18 protein-coding genes are annotated in these 15,152 nt (G+C 65.9%); 12 read left to right on the forward strand and 6 right to left on the reverse strand.

Annotated elements, in window-relative coordinates; genetic code table 11:
* Nucleotides 1-57 precede the first annotated feature (57 nt).
* Nucleotides 58-507: a YtoQ family protein gene (locus tag ACO07J_RS15485; RefSeq protein WP_422030564.1), complete on the forward strand. Its 450-nt coding sequence runs from the start codon at nucleotides 58-60 to the stop codon at nucleotides 505-507.
* A 3-nt stretch (nucleotides 508-510) separates the two neighbouring features.
* On the opposite strand, the gene ACO07J_RS15490 is transcribed toward ACO07J_RS15485, so the two are convergent.
* The gene (locus tag ACO07J_RS15490) at nucleotides 511-1,311 is read right to left on the reverse strand and encodes a class I SAM-dependent methyltransferase (protein ID WP_422030566.1); all 801 of its coding nucleotides are present in this window, start codon (nucleotides 1,309-1,311) and stop codon (nucleotides 511-513) included.
* A 130-nt stretch (nucleotides 1,312-1,441) separates the two neighbouring features.
* Between ACO07J_RS15490 and ACO07J_RS15495 the strand changes: the two genes are divergently transcribed.
* On the forward strand, nucleotides 1,442-2,218 hold the full coding sequence (locus ACO07J_RS15495) for a winged helix-turn-helix transcriptional regulator (protein WP_422030568.1): 777 nt from the start codon (nucleotides 1,442-1,444) through the stop codon (nucleotides 2,216-2,218).
* On the opposite strand, the gene ACO07J_RS15500 is transcribed toward ACO07J_RS15495, so the two are convergent.
* Entirely contained in the window at nucleotides 2,134-2,640 is a 507-nt protein-coding gene (locus ACO07J_RS15500; RefSeq protein WP_422030570.1) for a DUF3859 domain-containing protein, read from the reverse strand. The two genes, ACO07J_RS15495 and ACO07J_RS15500, sit on opposite strands and share 85 nt — an antisense overlap.
* A gap of 60 nt (nucleotides 2,641-2,700) precedes the next feature.
* A complete protein-coding gene (locus ACO07J_RS15505) occupies nucleotides 2,701-4,305 on the reverse strand; it encodes a phosphoenolpyruvate carboxykinase (protein ID WP_422030572.1) in 1,605 nt (534 codons plus the stop codon).
* 373 nt (nucleotides 4,306-4,678) lie between these two features.
* Here ACO07J_RS15505 and ACO07J_RS15510 point away from each other — a divergent pair, with 373 nt between their 5' ends.
* The 9 genes from ACO07J_RS15510 to ACO07J_RS15550 all read left to right on the forward strand — a co-directional run bounded on the left by ACO07J_RS15510 (nucleotide 4,679) and on the right by ACO07J_RS15550 (nucleotide 11,284).
* Nucleotides 4,679-5,380 (forward strand): response regulator transcription factor, encoded by a 702-nt coding sequence (locus tag ACO07J_RS15510; RefSeq protein WP_300893768.1) that lies wholly within the window; start codon nucleotides 4,679-4,681, stop codon nucleotides 5,378-5,380.
* On the forward strand, nucleotides 5,380-7,095 hold the full coding sequence (locus ACO07J_RS15515; RefSeq protein WP_422030575.1) for a sensor N-terminal transmembrane domain-containing protein: 1,716 nt from the start codon (nucleotides 5,380-5,382) through the stop codon (nucleotides 7,093-7,095). Before ACO07J_RS15510 ends, ACO07J_RS15515 begins: the two co-directional genes overlap by 1 nt.
* Before the next feature lie 3 nt (nucleotides 7,096-7,098).
* Nucleotides 7,099-7,560: an HPr kinase/phosphorylase gene (locus tag ACO07J_RS15520; protein ID WP_422030577.1), complete on the forward strand. Its 462-nt coding sequence runs from the start codon at nucleotides 7,099-7,101 to the stop codon at nucleotides 7,558-7,560.
* 13 nt (nucleotides 7,561-7,573) lie between these two features.
* Nucleotides 7,574-8,509: an RNase adapter RapZ gene (rapZ, locus tag ACO07J_RS15525; RefSeq protein ID WP_422030578.1), complete on the forward strand. Its 936-nt coding sequence runs from the start codon at nucleotides 7,574-7,576 to the stop codon at nucleotides 8,507-8,509.
* Nucleotides 8,506-8,898 (forward strand): PTS sugar transporter subunit IIA, encoded by a 393-nt coding sequence (locus tag ACO07J_RS15530; RefSeq protein ID WP_422030580.1) that lies wholly within the window; start codon nucleotides 8,506-8,508, stop codon nucleotides 8,896-8,898. The genes rapZ and ACO07J_RS15530 overlap by 4 nt, the downstream gene beginning before the upstream one ends.
* 29 nt (nucleotides 8,899-8,927) lie before the next feature.
* Complete coding sequence (locus ACO07J_RS15535) at nucleotides 8,928-9,206, forward strand: HPr family phosphocarrier protein (RefSeq protein WP_422030582.1); 279 nt, start codon at nucleotides 8,928-8,930, stop codon at nucleotides 9,204-9,206.
* A 43-nt stretch (nucleotides 9,207-9,249) separates the two neighbouring features.
* Nucleotides 9,250-10,134 carry a lysophospholipid acyltransferase family protein gene (locus tag ACO07J_RS15540; RefSeq protein ID WP_422030584.1) on the forward strand — a complete coding sequence of 295 codons (885 nt, stop codon included), beginning with the start codon at nucleotides 9,250-9,252 and terminating at the stop codon, nucleotides 10,132-10,134.
* A 66-nt stretch (nucleotides 10,135-10,200) separates the two neighbouring features.
* A complete protein-coding gene (locus ACO07J_RS15545) occupies nucleotides 10,201-10,581 on the forward strand; it encodes an MbcA/ParS/Xre antitoxin family protein (protein WP_422030586.1) in 381 nt (126 codons plus the stop codon).
* Nucleotides 10,559-11,284: an RES family NAD+ phosphorylase gene (locus ACO07J_RS15550; RefSeq protein ID WP_422030588.1), complete on the forward strand. Its 726-nt coding sequence runs from the start codon at nucleotides 10,559-10,561 to the stop codon at nucleotides 11,282-11,284. Before ACO07J_RS15545 ends, ACO07J_RS15550 begins: the two co-directional genes overlap by 23 nt.
* A gap of 52 nt (nucleotides 11,285-11,336) precedes the next feature.
* Here the strand turns inward: ACO07J_RS15550 and ACO07J_RS15555 are convergent, their stop codons facing one another.
* Nucleotides 11,337-12,212 carry a 3-hydroxybutyryl-CoA dehydrogenase gene (locus tag ACO07J_RS15555; RefSeq protein WP_350130982.1) on the reverse strand — a complete coding sequence of 292 codons (876 nt, stop codon included), beginning with the start codon at nucleotides 12,210-12,212 and terminating at the stop codon, nucleotides 11,337-11,339.
* Between the two features lie 184 nt (nucleotides 12,213-12,396).
* On the opposite strand from ACO07J_RS15555, the gene ACO07J_RS15560 reads away from it, so the two are divergent.
* A complete protein-coding gene (locus ACO07J_RS15560; protein ID WP_422030591.1) occupies nucleotides 12,397-13,224 on the forward strand; it encodes a DUF6473 family protein in 828 nt (275 codons plus the stop codon).
* 57 nt (nucleotides 13,225-13,281) lie between these two features.
* On the opposite strand, the gene ACO07J_RS15565 is transcribed toward ACO07J_RS15560, so the two are convergent.
* Both ACO07J_RS15565 and ACO07J_RS15570 read right to left on the reverse strand, forming a co-directional pair.
* On the reverse strand, nucleotides 13,282-14,208 hold the full coding sequence (locus ACO07J_RS15565) for an electron transfer flavoprotein subunit alpha/FixB family protein (RefSeq protein WP_350130984.1): 927 nt from the start codon (nucleotides 14,206-14,208) through the stop codon (nucleotides 13,282-13,284).
* Complete coding sequence (locus tag ACO07J_RS15570; RefSeq protein ID WP_165198498.1) at nucleotides 14,208-14,966, reverse strand: electron transfer flavoprotein subunit beta/FixA family protein; 759 nt, start codon at nucleotides 14,964-14,966, stop codon at nucleotides 14,208-14,210. The genes ACO07J_RS15565 and ACO07J_RS15570 overlap by 1 nt, the downstream gene beginning before the upstream one ends.
* Nucleotides 14,967-15,152 lie beyond the last annotated feature (186 nt).

Here is a 15,152-nt window from a genome sequence, read left to right on the forward strand (position 1 = left end):
TTGCCCCCGCCTGTCCCCACGCTATCCCTTGGGCGGATCAAGAAGGAGGAATGACCCATGGGGCTCAAAGTTTACCTGTCCGGTGAAATCCACACCGACTGGCGCCAGCAGATCGTCGACGGGGCCCACGGGCTCGACATTTGGTTCAATTCACCGGTAACCGATCATGGCGCTTCCGACGATTGCGGGGTGGCGATCCTCGGTGCCGAGGACGACAAGTTCTGGCACGACCGCAAGGGCGCGCTGGTCAATTCCATCCGCACCCGCAAGGGGATCGAGGAGGCCGATGTGGTCGTCGTCCGCTTCGGCGACAAGTACAAGCAGTGGAACGCCGCCTTCGATGCCGGTGTCGCCAGCGCGCTGGGCAAGTCGCTGATCATCCTGCAGCCGCCCGAGCACGACCACGCACTGAAGGAGGTCGACGCCGCCGCCATGGCCGTGGCGCGCGAGCCGGGGCAGGTGGTCGATATCCTGCGTTACGTGCTGGAAGGCACGCTGCCGGGCTGAGGCTCAGCGCCGGAGCCCGTGCACCAGCAGCGCCTTGCGCTCGATGCGAAGGCCGTGGCCGGCGCGGTACCGGTCGTGCAGGGCGATGAATTCCTCGCGGAAATCCGCCCGCCGGTCGGCCGACAGCCCCTCCGCGGTGGCGCGGACCGGCCCGAAACCGATCAGGTACTCCTCCCAGACCGTCTCGGCGTCGGGCGCGAACAGCGTCGTGGTGAGCGGCTGACAGGCGAGGTCGAAATCGCCCGCCAGGGTCTGCTCGATCCAATCCTCATCGCCCCAGTCCATAGGCGAGACCTCGGGCGGCGGTGCATCGGAATAGCGTCCGGCCAGCCCGAAGAAGGTCGCGATGTAACCTTCGGGATCGTCGAGCCATGTCAGCAGCACCATCCGCCCGCCCGGACGGGTAACCCGCGCCAGTTCGGCGGCAGCGGTCTTGGGCTGCGATGCGAACATTACCCCATAGGTCGAAAGCACCCCGTCGAACGCCGCGTCCTCGAAGGGCAGCGCCTCGGCTTCGGCCTGCCGGAACGAGAGCCGCCCGCGCAGATGCGCCGACAGCTCGCGCGCCGCCTCGAGCAGCGGCGCGGCGATGTCGACCCCGGTCACCTCGGCGCCCATCTCCGCCGCCATCCGCGCGGCGCGTCCGGTGCCTGTGCCGATGTCCAGCACACGCTCGCCGTCCCGCGGCCAGAGCGCCTGAACCGCATGGCCAAGCCCGTCGTTCAGGCCGAAACTGATACGCTCATAGGCCGCGCCCGGTGAACCCCAGAGGGCCGCGGTGGGGGAAATGTCGTCCTTGGGCATGGCATGCCTCCTCTTGTAAACGGTGATCCACGGCAAGTATCCCCGGCGCCCGACGCGCAAGACAGTGCAGAATCTGGAGTGTTTTTCCGGGCCTGCTCCTGTACCATCGCGGGGGCGAGGAGGTGCGCCCATGAAGGGATACGGCCAGTTCTGCCCGATCGCCAAGGCCGCCGAACTGTTCTGCGAGAAGTGGACGGCGCTGGTGATCCGCAACATTTCCGCCGGGGCACACCGGTTCAGCGACATCCACCGCGGCGTGCCGCTGATGTCTGCCACACTGTTGTCGAAACGCCTGAAGCACCTGGAAGCCGAGGGAATCGTGACCCGCCGCCGGGCCGAGCGCGGCAAGCACTGGCGCTACGAGTTGACGGAGGCGGGCGCCGAATTCGTGCCGCTGGTCGGGCAACTGGCCGTGTGGGGTCGCCGCTGGTCACGGCGCGAGCTGGACGAGGGAGAGCTGGATCTGGGCCTGCTGATCTGGGGTCTGGAATACACCGTCGATCCGGCGGCGTTCGGGGCGGGCCGGACGGTGGTCGAGCTTTGCTTCACCGACCAGCCCCGCCACAAGTCAAGGGCGTGGTTCGTGAACGAAGGCGCCGAGTGTACGCTCTGCATGACCGACCCGGGCTTCGAGATCGACCTCTACCTTGCCGCCACGCTGGCGAACATGATCCACGTCTACCGCGGGGATATCGGGCTTGCGGCGGCCATCGGGTCGGACAGGCTCGAGGTGATCGGCGACCGGCGGCTCGCGGCCCGCCTGAAAGACTGGCTCAATCTCGGGCCGCTGGCGGAGATGCCGCCGGCACGCCCCGCACCGGCTCAGGACACGAAATCAGGCTCGTTGCAGCCCATCGCGTCGGTGGCCGAGCCCATCGGCGCGACCACGTCGAAAGTCACGGAATAAATCACCCGGCCATTGGAGGTGGCCGACATCGTCCATTTGCCCGGCGTCACCTCGTATTCGGCATCGAAGGAAAAGCTGGCATAGCCCATGTCGTCGGCCCGCAGGTAGGTCTGCCAGCTTTCGTTGGTGATACCGGCGGCGCCGTGCGGCGGGTGTTCCACATGCACGGTGGCCGGCCCTTCGAACTGCGGCAGCACCTGCACACGCACGCCGAATTCGACCCCGATCTCGGCCGGTACGGTGGTGCCGCGATAGGTGAAAGGCGGCGGGTCGGTGACAAGCGAGACGGTGCCCGAGATCGTATCCTCGGCCAACATCTCCTCCTCCGTCTGCAGCTTGCACATGTACCCGAATTCAAGCTGCGCCACCCCGTCGGTGACGGGGTTCGCCGCCATCGGCGTGCCGCAAACGAAAAGGGCCATGCACAGGGCCGCTTTCGCGAAACCGGTATGCATGGCCCGAAGCATCGGAGAGCGCCGCCCCTACCCGATCGCCGCCGCTTTGACGTCGTCGTCGATATAGGGCTGGTACTGTTCGAAGTTGTCCGCAAACATCTTCACCAGCTTGGCGGCCTGCGCGTCGTAGCCTTCCGGGTTGCCCCATGTCCGGCGCGGGTCGAGCAGGACCTCCGGCACGCCCGGCACCTTGATCGGAACCTCGAAGCCGAAATTCGGATCCTTGCGGAAATCGACCTTCGACAGCGACCCGTCCAGCGCGGCGGTCAGCAGGGCGCGCGTGGCCTTGATCGGCATCCGCGAGCCGGTGCCATAAGCGCCGCCCGTCCAACCGGTGTTGACCAGCCAGCAGGTCGCGCCGTGCTTGGCGATCTTCTCGCGCAGCAGGTTGCCATAGGCTTCCGGCCGGCGCGGCATGAAGGGGGCGCCGAAGCAGGTCGAGAAGGTCGGCTGGGGCTCGGTCACGCCGCGCTCGGTTCCGGCCACCTTGGCGGTGAAGCCCGACAGGAAGTGGTACATCGCCTGCGCCGGCGTCAGCCGCGCGATCGGCGGCAGCACGCCGAAGGCGTCGCAGGTCAGCATGATGATGTTCTTGGGATGCCCGCCAAGCGCGTTGGACGAGGCGTTCGAGATATACTCCAGCGGATAGGCACAGCGCATGTTCGCGGTCAGCGAATCGTCGGCGAAGTCCAGCTCCAGCGTGTCCTCGTCATAGACCATGTTCTCGATCACGGTGCCGAACTTGGAGGTGGTGGCGTAGATCTCCGGCTCGGCCTCGGGATCGAGGTTGATGGTCTTGGCATAGCAGCCACCCTCGAAGTTGAAGGTGCCGCGATCCGACCAGCCATGCTCGTCATCGCCGATCAGGATCCGCTCGGGGTCGGCCGACAGGGTGGTCTTGCCGGTGCCCGACAGGCCGAAGAAGATGGCGGTGTCGACCGGGTTGCCGCGAGCGTGGTTGGCCGAACAGTGCATCGGCATGATGCCCTTTTCCGGCAGGATGTAGTTGAGCAGGCTGAAGACCGATTTCTTGTTTTCGCCCGCGTATTCCGTGCCGCCGATCAGGATGACCTTGCGGTCGAAGTTCAGCGCGATCACCGTGTCCGACTGGCAATCGTGCTTCTTCGGGTCGGCCTTGAAGCTGGGGCAGTTGATGACGGTGAAATCGGCCACGAACCGGTCGAGCGCCTCGCGCTCGGGGCGGCGCAGCATGTGGCGGATGAACAGCCCGTGCCAGGCCAGCTCGGTGATCATGCGCACATTGATCGAATGCGCCGGGTCGGCGCCGCCGATGAGATCCTGAACATAGTAGGTGCCGCCGCTCTTCGACATGTGGGCCAGCATGTCGTCATACAGCCTGTCGAAACCCTTGGGGCTCATCGCGGCGTTGTTTTCCCACCAGATGCTGTCGGCGACGCTGTCGGTCTTGACGACGTGTTTGTCCTTGGGCGAGCGGCCGGTGAACTTGCCGGTCGACACCAGGAACGTGCCGCCGCGGCCCAGCCGCCCCTCGCCGTTGCGCAGCGCCGCCTCGATCAGGGCCGGTTCGATGAGATTGTAATGGACATTGTCCAGCCCCTTGATGCCTTGATCCTCAAGCCGGAATTGCGGGTTTACCCGTCCGAATGCCATGTTCTGCAAACTCCTTGGTCGCGGTGGCCGTGCCGAGGCCGGCCCAGAAAAACTCGCCACCGGTGACGCCCCGGTGTGGCGATGCGCGTCGCCTCGCGATTTGGCTCATAACATGACGGTTTCTTGATTGAACAGGACGCTTTCGCGCAGTTAGCGCAACCAACGTCAAGTTAGCGCAACCAGAGCGGCAGACCGCCAGATCCGCCAGATTGATTGCGGCGCGGGTGAGTCAATTTAGCCATTCCTAAGCATTTTCGGCCTCAAATACCGGCGTGCCGGAGGCTGATTCGCACTTTGGGATTGATTAAAAATGGCGAAAAGGCGCATAATGCCGAAAAAAGCAGGCAATTTGGGCAGCTAAAGGGATCACATCATGTCAAGAATCGCCCTTGTGGACGATGACAGAAACATTCTTACGTCCGTTTCCATGACGCTCGAGGCCGAGGGTTTCGAGGTCGATACGTACAATGACGGTCAGCAGGCGTTCGACGCCTTCAGCAAGAAGCTGCCCGACATGGCCGTGCTCGACGTCAAGATGCCGCGGATGGACGGGATGGATCTGCTCCAGCGCCTGCGCCAGAAAACCTCGATGCCGGTGATTTTCCTGACTTCCAAGGATGACGAGATCGACGAGGTGCTGGGCCTGCGCATGGGCGCCGACGATTACGTCAAGAAGCCCTTCTCGCAGCGCCTTCTGGTCGAGCGCATCCGCGCCCTGCTGCGCCGGCAGGAGGCGAACGCCGGCGAGATCGTCGCCGACACCGAGGATACCAAGGTGATCGAACGCGGCGAGCTGCGGATGGATCCTCTGCGCCACGCCGTCGCCTGGAAAGGGCAGGACGTGTCGCTGACCGTGACCGAGTTCCTGCTGCTGCAGGCCCTGGCACAGCGCCCCGGTTTCGTCAAAAGCCGCGACCAGCTGATGGACGTGGCCTATGACGACCAGGTCTACGTCGACGACCGCACCATCGACAGCCATATCAAGCGCCTCCGCAAGAAGATGCGGATGGTCGATCCGGAGTTTTCGGCCATTGAGACGCTTTACGGGATCGGGTACCGTTATAACGAAGAATAATGGCGCTGGCCGAGGGGATAAACGTGCGCGATCAGTCGCTCTCTGACGACGATGGCGTCGTCCTCGGAGATGATTTCGTAGCCCCGGAAAACGTGGTCGAAGACGAGGTTCGTATTCGCCGCGAGAAGCGGGGCTATTTTTCGCGTGGCGGCGCGTCGCTGACCCGCAAGATCATCACCTTCAACCTGATCGCCCTCAACGTCCTCGTCGCCGGCATTCTCTATCTCAACTCGTCGCGCGACGGGCTGGCGCAGCAACGCGCCGACAGCCTGGCCAGCGAGACCGAATTGATCGCCGACGTGTTCGAGGCCCAGCTTCCCGCGGCCGCGCCGGTCAGCCTTGCCACCGGCGACGGCATCGATGTCGACGCCACGCTGGAGGGGATCGACCTGCGCCCGGGGATCGAGGTCTATGTCTTCGACCCCGACGGCCGCCTGGCCGGCCATGTCGAAAGCAGCGCCGACGGCTACGAAACGCCGGCCGACCGCCACCCGACCTATATCACCGACGCGATTTCCTGGGTGTGGGACAGGGTCTCCGCCCCGTTCTCGCCCGAGTCCGAGCGCCGCCCGCCCCCCAGCGTCGAGGAGCAGGTGCGCGCCCTGGTCGCGCCCACGCTCCAGAACGGCTCCAGCGTCGGCCGGGGCCAGAACGTGCACAGCTCGGTCTTCTCCGTCGCCTCGCCGATCATCCAAGGCGACACGCCCGTGGGCGTGGTCGCCGTCGCCAACACAACCGGCGAAATCGACCAGCTTGTCCGGGTCGAGCGCGAGCGCGTGCTGCAGATGTTCCTGGTCGCGACGCTGGTTTCTGTGGGTCTCAGCCTGATCCTTGCCTCGACCATCGCCAACCCGCTGGCCGAGCTGGCCGCCGCCGCCGAAGTGGGCGGCGCCCGCAACCGCGCCAAGGGCGGGCAGGGCGGGCGCATCCGCATCCCCGACCTGACGGCGCGCCCCGACGAGATCGGCCGCCTCTCTGGCGCGCTGCGCGGCATGGTCGCAGCGCTCTACCACCGGATCGACGGCAACGAACAGTTCGCCGCCGACGTGGCGCACGAGATCAAGAACCCGCTCGCCTCCCTCCGCTCCGCCGTCGGCACAATGCGGCTCGCCAAGCGCGAGGATCAGCGTTCGAAACTGCTCGACGTGATCGAGCATGACGTGCGCCGCCTCGACCGGCTCGTCAGCGACATCTCCAACGCCTCCCGCCTCGACAGCGAGCTGGTGAAGGAGGAACAGGAAGCCTTCGACCTGATCGGCATGCTGACCAACCTGTCGCAATACCTGGGCGAAGAGGCCGAGAAAAAGGGCGTCGAGTTCATCACCGACTTCCCGAAAGAGCCGATCATCATCACCGGGCTCGAAGGGCGGCTGGCGCAGGTCTTCGTCAACCTGATCACCAACGCCATCAGCTTCTGCGAGGATGGCGACGCCATCCGCCTCTGGGCCCGCAAGCGCGAGAACCGCGTCGTCGTCGTGGTCGAGGATACCGGCCCCGGCATTCCCGACCAGGCGCTCACCAAGATCTTCCAGCGCTTCTATTCCCAGCGGTCCGAGAAGGATTTCGGCAACAATTCCGGCCTCGGCCTGTCGATCTCCAAGCAGATCGTCGAGGCGCATGACGGCGTCATCTGGGCCGAGAACATCCGCCCCACCGATGCCGACCTGACCTCCGACCCGCTGGGCGCCCGCTTCGTCGTCGGCCTGCCGGTCTGACCCATGCCGCGCGGCGAGAGCCACCCTTCCTGCACGGTCCCTTCGACTGGCGAGACGATCCTGCACGCCTCCTGCGTTGCACGCGACGGGCGCGCGGTTCTGATCCTCGGCGCCTCGGGCAGCGGCAAGTCGGGGCTGGCGCTGCAGCTCATGGCGCTGGGCGCTGGGCTGGTCGCCGATGACCGCACCCGTCTCTGGCGCGAGGGCGACGCGCTGATGGCCGATGCCCCGCCTGCGCTCCGCGGTCGGATCGAGGCGCGCCAGGTCGGAATCCTGACCGCCCCGCCCGCCGGCCCGGCCCCGGTGGCGCTGGTCATCGACATGGACGAGACCGAAACCGACCGCCTGCCGGATCACCGTTTGGTCACATTGTTGGGAGCAGACATACCGCTTGCCAGAAAATCCGAACTGGCGCATTTTCCCGCGGCGATCCTGACATATCTATGCGGGACACGGGACGCATGACGGAAAGGCGCGCATGGCACAGGATGCCGTGACAAATCGGGTTATTCTTGTCACCGGCCCCTCGGGCGCGGGGCGGACGACCGCGATCCGCGCGCTGGAGGATATCGGCTACGAGGCGATCGACAACCTGCCGCTCTCGTTCCTGCCGCGCCTGCTGGACGGGCCGGTCTCGGACAAGCCGCTGGCGCTGGGTATCGACGTGCGCAACCGCGACTTCTCGGCCTTCGGCCTGATCGAGGCAATCGACCGCGAGGGCGGCGAAAGCCCGGTGGGCATGCAGGTCCTCTACCTCGACTGCAGCACCGACGTGCTGCTGCGGCGCTTCTCCGAAACCCGCCGGCGCCACCCGCTCGCCCCCGCCGAAAGCCCCGACGAGGGCATCCAGCGCGAGGCCGACCTGCTCGGCCCGATCAAGGCGCGGGCCGACATGCTGATCGACACCTCCGAGATGACCCCGCACGACCTGCGCGCCGAACTGGCCCGCTGGTTCGCCCCCGAGGGCAAGACGCGGCTGGCCGTCACCGTCCAGTCCTTTTCCTACAAGCGCGGCCTGCCGCGTGGGCTCGACATGGTGCTCGACTGCCGCTTCCTGCGAAATCCCTATTGGGACCCGGCCCTGCGCGGGCGTGACGGTCGCGACGCCGACGTGGCGGCCTATGTCGCCGCCGACACCCGCTTCGCGGCCTTCCGCGACAAGGTCGCCGACCTGGCTCAGCTTCTGCTCCCGGCCTACGAGGCCGAGGGCAAGGCCTATCTCTCCATCGGCTTCGGCTGCACCGGCGGCCAGCATCGCAGCGTCGCCATGGCCGAAACCCTCGCCAAGGCCCTTGCGGACAGCGGCTGGCAGGTGTCTATAAGGCACCGCGAGCTAGAGCGGCACGCCCCCGCAGGTCCGCCGCCCCGCTCCGCACAGGACGCCGTCGCAACGAAGGGAGGCGACAAGCTTTGATCGGGATCGTGATCGTCGCGCATGGCGGTTTGGCCCATGAATACGTGAAGGCGATCGAGCATGTCGTCGGCGCCCAGCCCGGGCTGCGCGGCATCACCATCGAGAACGATTGCGACCGCGCCGGCAAGCAGGCCGAGATCTGTGCCGCGGCCGACGAGGTCGACACCGGCGGCGGGGTGGTCATCGTCACCGACATGTTCGGCGGTTCGCCCTCCAACCTTTCGCTCAAGGCCTGCCAGCCTGACAACCGGCGTATTCTGTACGGTGCCAACCTGCCGATGCTGATCAAGCTGGCGAAAAGCCGCCACCTCGACGTTGCAGAGGCCGCCCGGGCCGCTATGGATGCCGGGCGCAAATACATAGACAGCCACAACGTGACGACCGAGTGAGCTGGAAGCCAGGAAAAGACGAAGACCCGATGAGCGAAGCGATTTCACGGCATCTGAAGATTGTGAACGAGAAAGGGCTGCACGCCCGCGCGGCAGCCAAGCTCGTCGAGGTCGCCGAAGGATTCGACGCCTCGGCCGAAGTCACGCTCGACGGCCAGTCCAGCGGCGCCGACAGCATCATGGGGCTTTTGATGTTGGCAGCGTCGAAAGGAAAGACTATTGACGTGCGCGCGTGGGGTCCGGACGCGGAAGCCCTGGCTGACGCGGTCGAAGCGCTTGTCGCCGACCGCTTCGGCGAGGCGATGTGACGCGCGCCCCGCACAAAAGCGGCATGGGACGGGATTGAACCACGTGGCGGACGCAAAGGACCAGGCCCAGCAGCCCCCCGGCGAAACGGTGAATTTCACCAAGTACGACCGGCGCAGCCTGACGTATGCCAATTCCTTCGATTCGCCCGGCACCGCCTTCACCATCCGCGCGATCGAGTGGTTCACCGGCAAGCTGACCATCATCAAGATGATCCGCGAGTTCGAGAAACGCGGCGCGCCGACGGGCCAGCCCTTCTGGCGCGCGGCCCTCGACACGATGGGCATTCCGCTGGAAACCCCGCAGGAAGAGATCGACAACATCCCCCCCGACGGCCCGGTCGTCGTGGTGGCCAACCACCCGCACGGGCTGGTCGACGGCATGATCCTCGCCGACCTGATCGGCCGCCGCCGCACCGATTACAAGATCCTTACCCGCGCCCTGCTGACCGGCATCGACGAGGTCGCGGCCTCCTACATGATCCCCGTGCCCTTCCCGCATGAACCCGACGCCCAGCGCAAATCGGTCGAGATGCGCGCCAATGCCATGGCGCATCTCAAGGAAGGCGGGGTGATCTCGGTCTTCCCCTCCGGCGTGGTCGCCTCCTCCGACACCATGTTCGGCCCAGTGATCGAACGGGAATGGAACGTCTTCACCGCCCAGATGATCCGCCGCTCGGGCGCGACCGTGGTCCCGATCTTCTTCCCCGGCTCCAACTCCCGCGTCTACCAGGCCGCCAACCGCATCTCCGCCACCCTGCGGCAAAGCTTCCTGCTGCACGAGGTGGTCAAAAGCTGCAACCACCCCCAGCGGCCCGTGGTCGGAAAACCCATCGACGCCGAGCACATGGAAATGCTCCATTCCGACCCGCGCGGCTTCATGGCGTGGCTGCGTGAACACACGCTGAAGCTGGGGGAAGGCACACGGTAGCATCGCCGCATTATTGATTTCTGAAGAAATAAATACTATATTCCTTTCCATGGAAAGGAATGCGCCATGACCACCCTCGCACAGCCCCGCGTAGACCAAAGCAGACAGCCCGGCCGTGTGCTGGCCAAGGCCGCGTTCAACGCCGCCGGCGAACTGGGTCTCAGCCAGAAGGAACTTGCACGCATCATCGGCGTGAGCGAGGCGACGGTGTCGCGCATGAAGGGCGGCGGTTATGACCTCTCCGGCAAGTCCAACGAGCTGGCCATCTGCCTCGTCCGCGTCTTCCGCTCGCTCGACGCCATCTCCGGCAGCGATCTGGCCACCATGCGCGGTTGGGTGCGCAACCCCAATACCGATCTCAACGCCGCCCCGGTCGAGCTTCTGCTGACCGCGCCCGGCCTGATCACCGTCATGAACTATCTCGATGCCGCCCGCGCCCCGCTCTGACGGGCCGGTCACGCCCTACCGCAACGCGGCGTGGCGGCTGATCGAGGGGCAGTTCCGCGCCTCGACCACGCGCATCGTCGACACGATCGACGAACAGCAGGTGCTGGAAAACCTGCTGGAAGAGAGCAAGCCGCCGGTGCCCGAACCCTGCCGCCATCTCGACTACCAGCTCTGGTCGCCCTTCCGCTACGGCCGTTACCCGCGCGCCTCCCGCTTCCGGCGCGCGGGGCCCACACCCGGCGTCTGGTACGGGGCCGAGCAGGTGCTCACCGCCGTCGCCGAAAGCATTTGGGGCGCCCTGCGCTTCTTCGCCGCCTCGCCCGGCACCCCCATGCCCCGCAACCCCGTCGAACACACCGCGATCAAGGCCGAACTGCACACGCCCTTCTGCGCCGATCTCACCGCACCCGGCTGGGCGGGTTTGGGCAATTGGACCGATCCCGATGACTATACCGATTGCCTCGCGCTCGCCGAGGCCCTTCGCGTCCGGGGCGTCGAGGCCATCCGCTACGCCTCGGCCCGCGCCCCCGACCATGCGCCCAATATCGCCGTCCTCGCCTGCGCGGCCTTCGCCAAACCCGCGCCCGTCTCCCTTCAGACCTGGCGCATCCAGCTCACCGAAACCCGCGTCCGTGCCCATTGCGACACCCTGCGCCAATGGCACGAATTCACTGTCGGCCCGCACGCCCTCGCCCGGGCCTGACCGCCCCGCCTTTCATCTTTCCCAAAATACTCGAATAACCCGGCCGCGCCGCTCAGCGCGTCGGCACCGGCGTCTCGCCCCGGTAATCGTAGAACCCGCGGCCCGTCTTCCGGCCCAGCCAGCCGGCCTCGACATACTTGGTCAGAAGCGGGCAGGGCCGGTACTTGGTATCGGCCAGCCCGTCATGCAGCACGTTCATGATCGCAAGGCACGTGTCCAGCCCGATGAAATCCGCCAGCTCCAGCGGCCCCATCGGGTGATTGGTGCCCAGCTTCATCGAGGTGTCGATCGAGGTGACGCTGCCCACACCCTCGTACAGCGTATAGACCGCCTCGTTGATCATCGGCATCAGGATGCGATTGACGATGAAGGCCGGGAAATCCTCGGCGCTGGCCGCCGTCTTGCCCAGCTTCTCCACCACGGCGTGGCACGCGTCGAAGGTCTCCTTGTCGGTCGCGATCCCGCGGATCAGCTCCACCAGCTGCATCACCGGCACCGGGTTCATGAAATGGAAGCCCATGAACTTCTCCGGCCGGTCGGTGCGGCTGGCCAGCCGGGTGATCGAGATCGACGAGGTGTTCGAGGTCAGGATCGTGTGCGGCTGCAGATGCGGCACGAGATCCTCGAAGATCGCCTGCTTCACCGTCTCCCGCTCGGTGGCGGATTCGATCACCAGGTCGGTCTGGCCAAGGTCCTTGAGCTCCAGCGTCGTGGTCAGCCGGCCCAGGGCGGCGTCCATCTCCGCCTGCTCCATCTTGCCGCGGCCCACCTGGCGTTCCATGTTCTTGCGGATGTTGCCGACGCCCTTGTCCAGCGCCTCCTGCGTGATGTCGGTCAGCAGCACGTCATAGCCCGCCTGCGCCAGCACATGCGCAATGCCGTTGCCCATCTGACCCGCGCCCACCACGCCCACTTTCCGGATATCCATCGGCTCGCCTCTGTCCTTCGTTTCGGCGCCACCATAGGCCCCCCGGCGGCCGGGCCGCAAGGGGCCGCGCGCCCCGCGAACCCCGCCGATTCCCGTAAAACTCGCGACGATTTCGCCCTTTAGCGGTTTCTCAACGCCCATCGGCGAATCCTGTCCGCGGGAAAACGAAAACGTGGTGGGAAACATGTACCAGGAAAATGCGGGGCGCTTGCCCTCGGGTGTCGATCAATGCCGGTATGACGGGTCGCGTCTGCTCTTTCGCGGGCCGCGCCGCACGCTCGAGGGCGATTTCGTCGCCTGTCTCGGCGGCACGGAAACCTTCGGCAAGTTCATTTCACAACCCTATCCCGACCTGCTGGAGGGGATGACGGGCACGCCTTGCGTGAATTTCGGCTGGCCCAATGCCGGGGTCGATGTCTTCGCCAAGGATGGCGCGCTGCTCGATTGTGCCGGGCGCGCGCGGCTCTGCGTGCTGCAGGTGCCCGGCGCGCTCAACATGTCGAACATGTACTACCGCGTGCACCCGAGGCGGAACGACCGCTTCCTCCAGGCGACCGACGCGATGAGAGAGCTGTTCCCCGAGGTCGACTTCACCGAGTTCAGCTTCACCCGGCACATGATGCGCCACCTGCACGCCCTCTCCGGCGAGCGGTTCGGGTATGTCCGGCGTGAGCTCGAAACCCTCTGGGTGGCGGGGATGAAGGACATCCTTCAGCGCATCAAGACCCCCGTGGCGTTGCTCTGGCTCTCGGCCCGCGCGCCCGAGGCCGCCGGCGGGGCAGACCCCTGGGACGACCCGGCGCTCGTCACCCGCGACATGATCGAGGCGCTGCGAGGACAGGCCCATGCCATCATCGAGCCGGGGCTGAGCGCCGCCGACCGGGGCATCGACCCCGCGCCGCAACATTCGCCGCAGGTCCGTCGCATCGCCCAGGAAATGCTGAGCCCCCGCGCCCACGAACGCGCCGCCGAGGCGCTGCGCCCGGTGCTGGCAAGCATCCTCGAGACCTGAAACGCAAAAGGGCCCGCCAAACCGGCGGGCCCCCTTCCATTCCGCAGGTGCGCGGCCTCACAGCTTCTCGGTCAGCTCCGGCACCAGGGTGAACAGGTCACCCACCAGCCCGTAATCGGCCACCTGGAAGATCGGCGCCTCCTCGTCCTTGTTGATCGCGACGATGATCTTCGAATCCTTCATGCCCGCAAGGTGCTGGATGGCCCCCGAGATGCCGACGGCGACATAGAGGTCCGGCGCCACGACCTTGCCGGTCTGACCGACCTGCCAGTCGTTCGGCGCAAAGCCCGAGTCGACAGCCGCACGGCTCGCGCCAACGGCGGCGCCCAGCTTGTCGGCCAGTTTCTCGATGATCGCGAAGTCCTCCTTCGAGCCCACACCGCGGCCGCCGGAGACGACGATGCCCGCGCTGGTCAGTTCCGGACGATCGCTCTCGGCCACCTTGTCCTCGACCCATTCCGACAGGCCGGGGTTCTCGGCCGCCGAAGTGGTCTCGACCGGTGCGGCCGATTGCTCGCCCGCCGCGTCGAAATTGGCGGTCCGGATCGAGACGACCTTCTTGGCGTCCTTCGACTTCACCGTCTGGATCGCGTTGCCCGCGTAGATCGGCCGTTCGAACGTGTCGGCATCGACCACGCCCGCCACGTCCGAGATCACCATCACGTCCAGCAACGCGGCCACCCGGGGCAGCACGTTCTTGGCGTCGGTGGTGGCAGGGGCGACGATGTGGTCGTAATCACCCGCAAGGCTCACGATCAGCGCCGCGGTGGACTCGGCCAGCCGGTGCCCCAGCGAGGCATCCTCGGCCACCAACACCTTGCTCACACCCTCGATCTTCGCGGCCGCTTCGCCCGCGGCGGCGGCAGAGCCCCCGGCACAGAGCGCGGTCACGTCGCCCAGGTTGGCACAGGCGGCCACGGCCTTCGCGGTGGCGTCCAGCGCCAGTTCACCGTCATTGACTTCGGCAAGAAGAAGAACAGCCATCACACGACCCCCTTTTCTTTGAGTTTGGCCACCAGCGTATCCACGTCCGGCACGATCTCACCGGCCTGGCGCGCTTCCGGCTCTGTGGTCTTGACCACCTCGAGGCGCGGGCTGACATCGACGCCGTAATCCTCGGCGGTCTTCTCGTCGAGCGGCTTCTTCTTCGCCTTCATGATGTTCGGCAGCGACGCATAGCGCGGCTCGTTGAGGCGCAGATCGACGGTGACGATGGTCGGCATCTTGACCTTGATGGTCTGCAGACCGCCATCGACCTCGCGGGTGATCTTGGCATGGTCGCCCTCGATATCCAGCTCGGAAGCGAACGTGCCCTGCGACCAGCCCAGCAGGGCCGACAGCATCTGCCCGGTGGCGTTCATGTCGTTGTCGATTGCCTGTTTCCCGGCGATCACCAGGCCCGGCTGCTCTTCCTCGACCACTTTCGCGAGGATCTTGGCCACGGCCAGCGGCTCGATGTCCTGGTGCACGTCATCCGCAGCCACCACGAGAATCGCCCGGTCCGCGCCCATCGCCAGCGCCGTGCGCAGCGTCTCCTGCGCCTGCTTCACGCCGATCGAAACGGCCACGACCTCTTCGGCCTTGCCCGCTTCCTTCAGACGGATCGCCTCTTCCACCGCAATCTCGTCGAACGGGTTCATCGACATCTTGACGTTGGCGAGATCGACACCCGATCCGTCCGCTTTCACGCGGACCTTCACGTTGTAGTCGATCACGCGCTTGACAGGTACCAGCACCTTCATCGCGTTCTTCTCCTTAAAGTGGTTGAAGAGCCGCAATGCGGCCCCTCATCAAACGGTCTCCCGCGCGTTGATATATGTTTGTGATGGCGGGAAACAGGGGAAAATCGTCACGTTTGCGGCCACAGACGTCGCGTTTTCGCAGTTTCCCGCTGAAATCGGACAGGACGCTTTTGAAAACCGGCAGGC

It is taken from the genome of Roseovarius sp., assembly GCF_965228755.1.
In the GTDB taxonomy this organism is placed as follows: Bacteria; Pseudomonadota; Alphaproteobacteria; order Rhodobacterales; family Rhodobacteraceae; genus Roseovarius.

What these genes read in the sequence shown, in the direction of transcription:
- ACO07J_RS15485 (WP_422030564.1), top strand. Translation starts at nt 58, where the DNA reads ATGGGGCTCAAAGTTTACCTGTCCGGTGAAATCCACACCGACTGGCGC.
- ACO07J_RS15490 (WP_422030566.1), bottom strand. Translation starts at nt 1,311, where the DNA reads ATGCCCAAGGACGACATTTCCCCCACCGCGGCCCTCTGGGGTTCACCG.
- ACO07J_RS15495 (WP_422030568.1), top strand. Translation starts at nt 1,442, where the DNA reads ATGAAGGGATACGGCCAGTTCTGCCCGATCGCCAAGGCCGCCGAACTG.
- ACO07J_RS15500 (WP_422030570.1), bottom strand. Translation starts at nt 2,640, where the DNA reads ATGGCCCTTTTCGTTTGCGGCACGCCGATGGCGGCGAACCCCGTCACC.
- ACO07J_RS15505 (WP_422030572.1), bottom strand. Translation starts at nt 4,305, where the DNA reads ATGGCATTCGGACGGGTAAACCCGCAATTCCGGCTTGAGGATCAAGGC.
- ACO07J_RS15510 (WP_300893768.1), top strand. Translation starts at nt 4,679, where the DNA reads ATGTCAAGAATCGCCCTTGTGGACGATGACAGAAACATTCTTACGTCC.
- ACO07J_RS15515 (WP_422030575.1), top strand. Translation starts at nt 5,380, where the DNA reads ATGGCGCTGGCCGAGGGGATAAACGTGCGCGATCAGTCGCTCTCTGAC.
- ACO07J_RS15520 (WP_422030577.1), top strand. Translation starts at nt 7,099, where the DNA reads ATGCCGCGCGGCGAGAGCCACCCTTCCTGCACGGTCCCTTCGACTGGC.
- rapZ (WP_422030578.1), top strand. Translation starts at nt 7,574, where the DNA reads ATGGCACAGGATGCCGTGACAAATCGGGTTATTCTTGTCACCGGCCCC.
- ACO07J_RS15535 (WP_422030582.1), top strand. Translation starts at nt 8,928, where the DNA reads ATGAGCGAAGCGATTTCACGGCATCTGAAGATTGTGAACGAGAAAGGG.
- ACO07J_RS15545 (WP_422030586.1), top strand. Translation starts at nt 10,201, where the DNA reads ATGACCACCCTCGCACAGCCCCGCGTAGACCAAAGCAGACAGCCCGGC.
- ACO07J_RS15550 (WP_422030588.1), top strand. Translation starts at nt 10,559, where the DNA reads ATGCCGCCCGCGCCCCGCTCTGACGGGCCGGTCACGCCCTACCGCAAC.
- ACO07J_RS15555 (WP_350130982.1), bottom strand. Translation starts at nt 12,212, where the DNA reads ATGGATATCCGGAAAGTGGGCGTGGTGGGCGCGGGTCAGATGGGCAAC.
- ACO07J_RS15560 (WP_422030591.1), top strand. Translation starts at nt 12,397, where the DNA reads ATGTACCAGGAAAATGCGGGGCGCTTGCCCTCGGGTGTCGATCAATGC.
- ACO07J_RS15565 (WP_350130984.1), bottom strand. Translation starts at nt 14,208, where the DNA reads ATGGCTGTTCTTCTTCTTGCCGAAGTCAATGACGGTGAACTGGCGCTG.
- ACO07J_RS15570 (WP_165198498.1), bottom strand. Translation starts at nt 14,966, where the DNA reads ATGAAGGTGCTGGTACCTGTCAAGCGCGTGATCGACTACAACGTGAAG.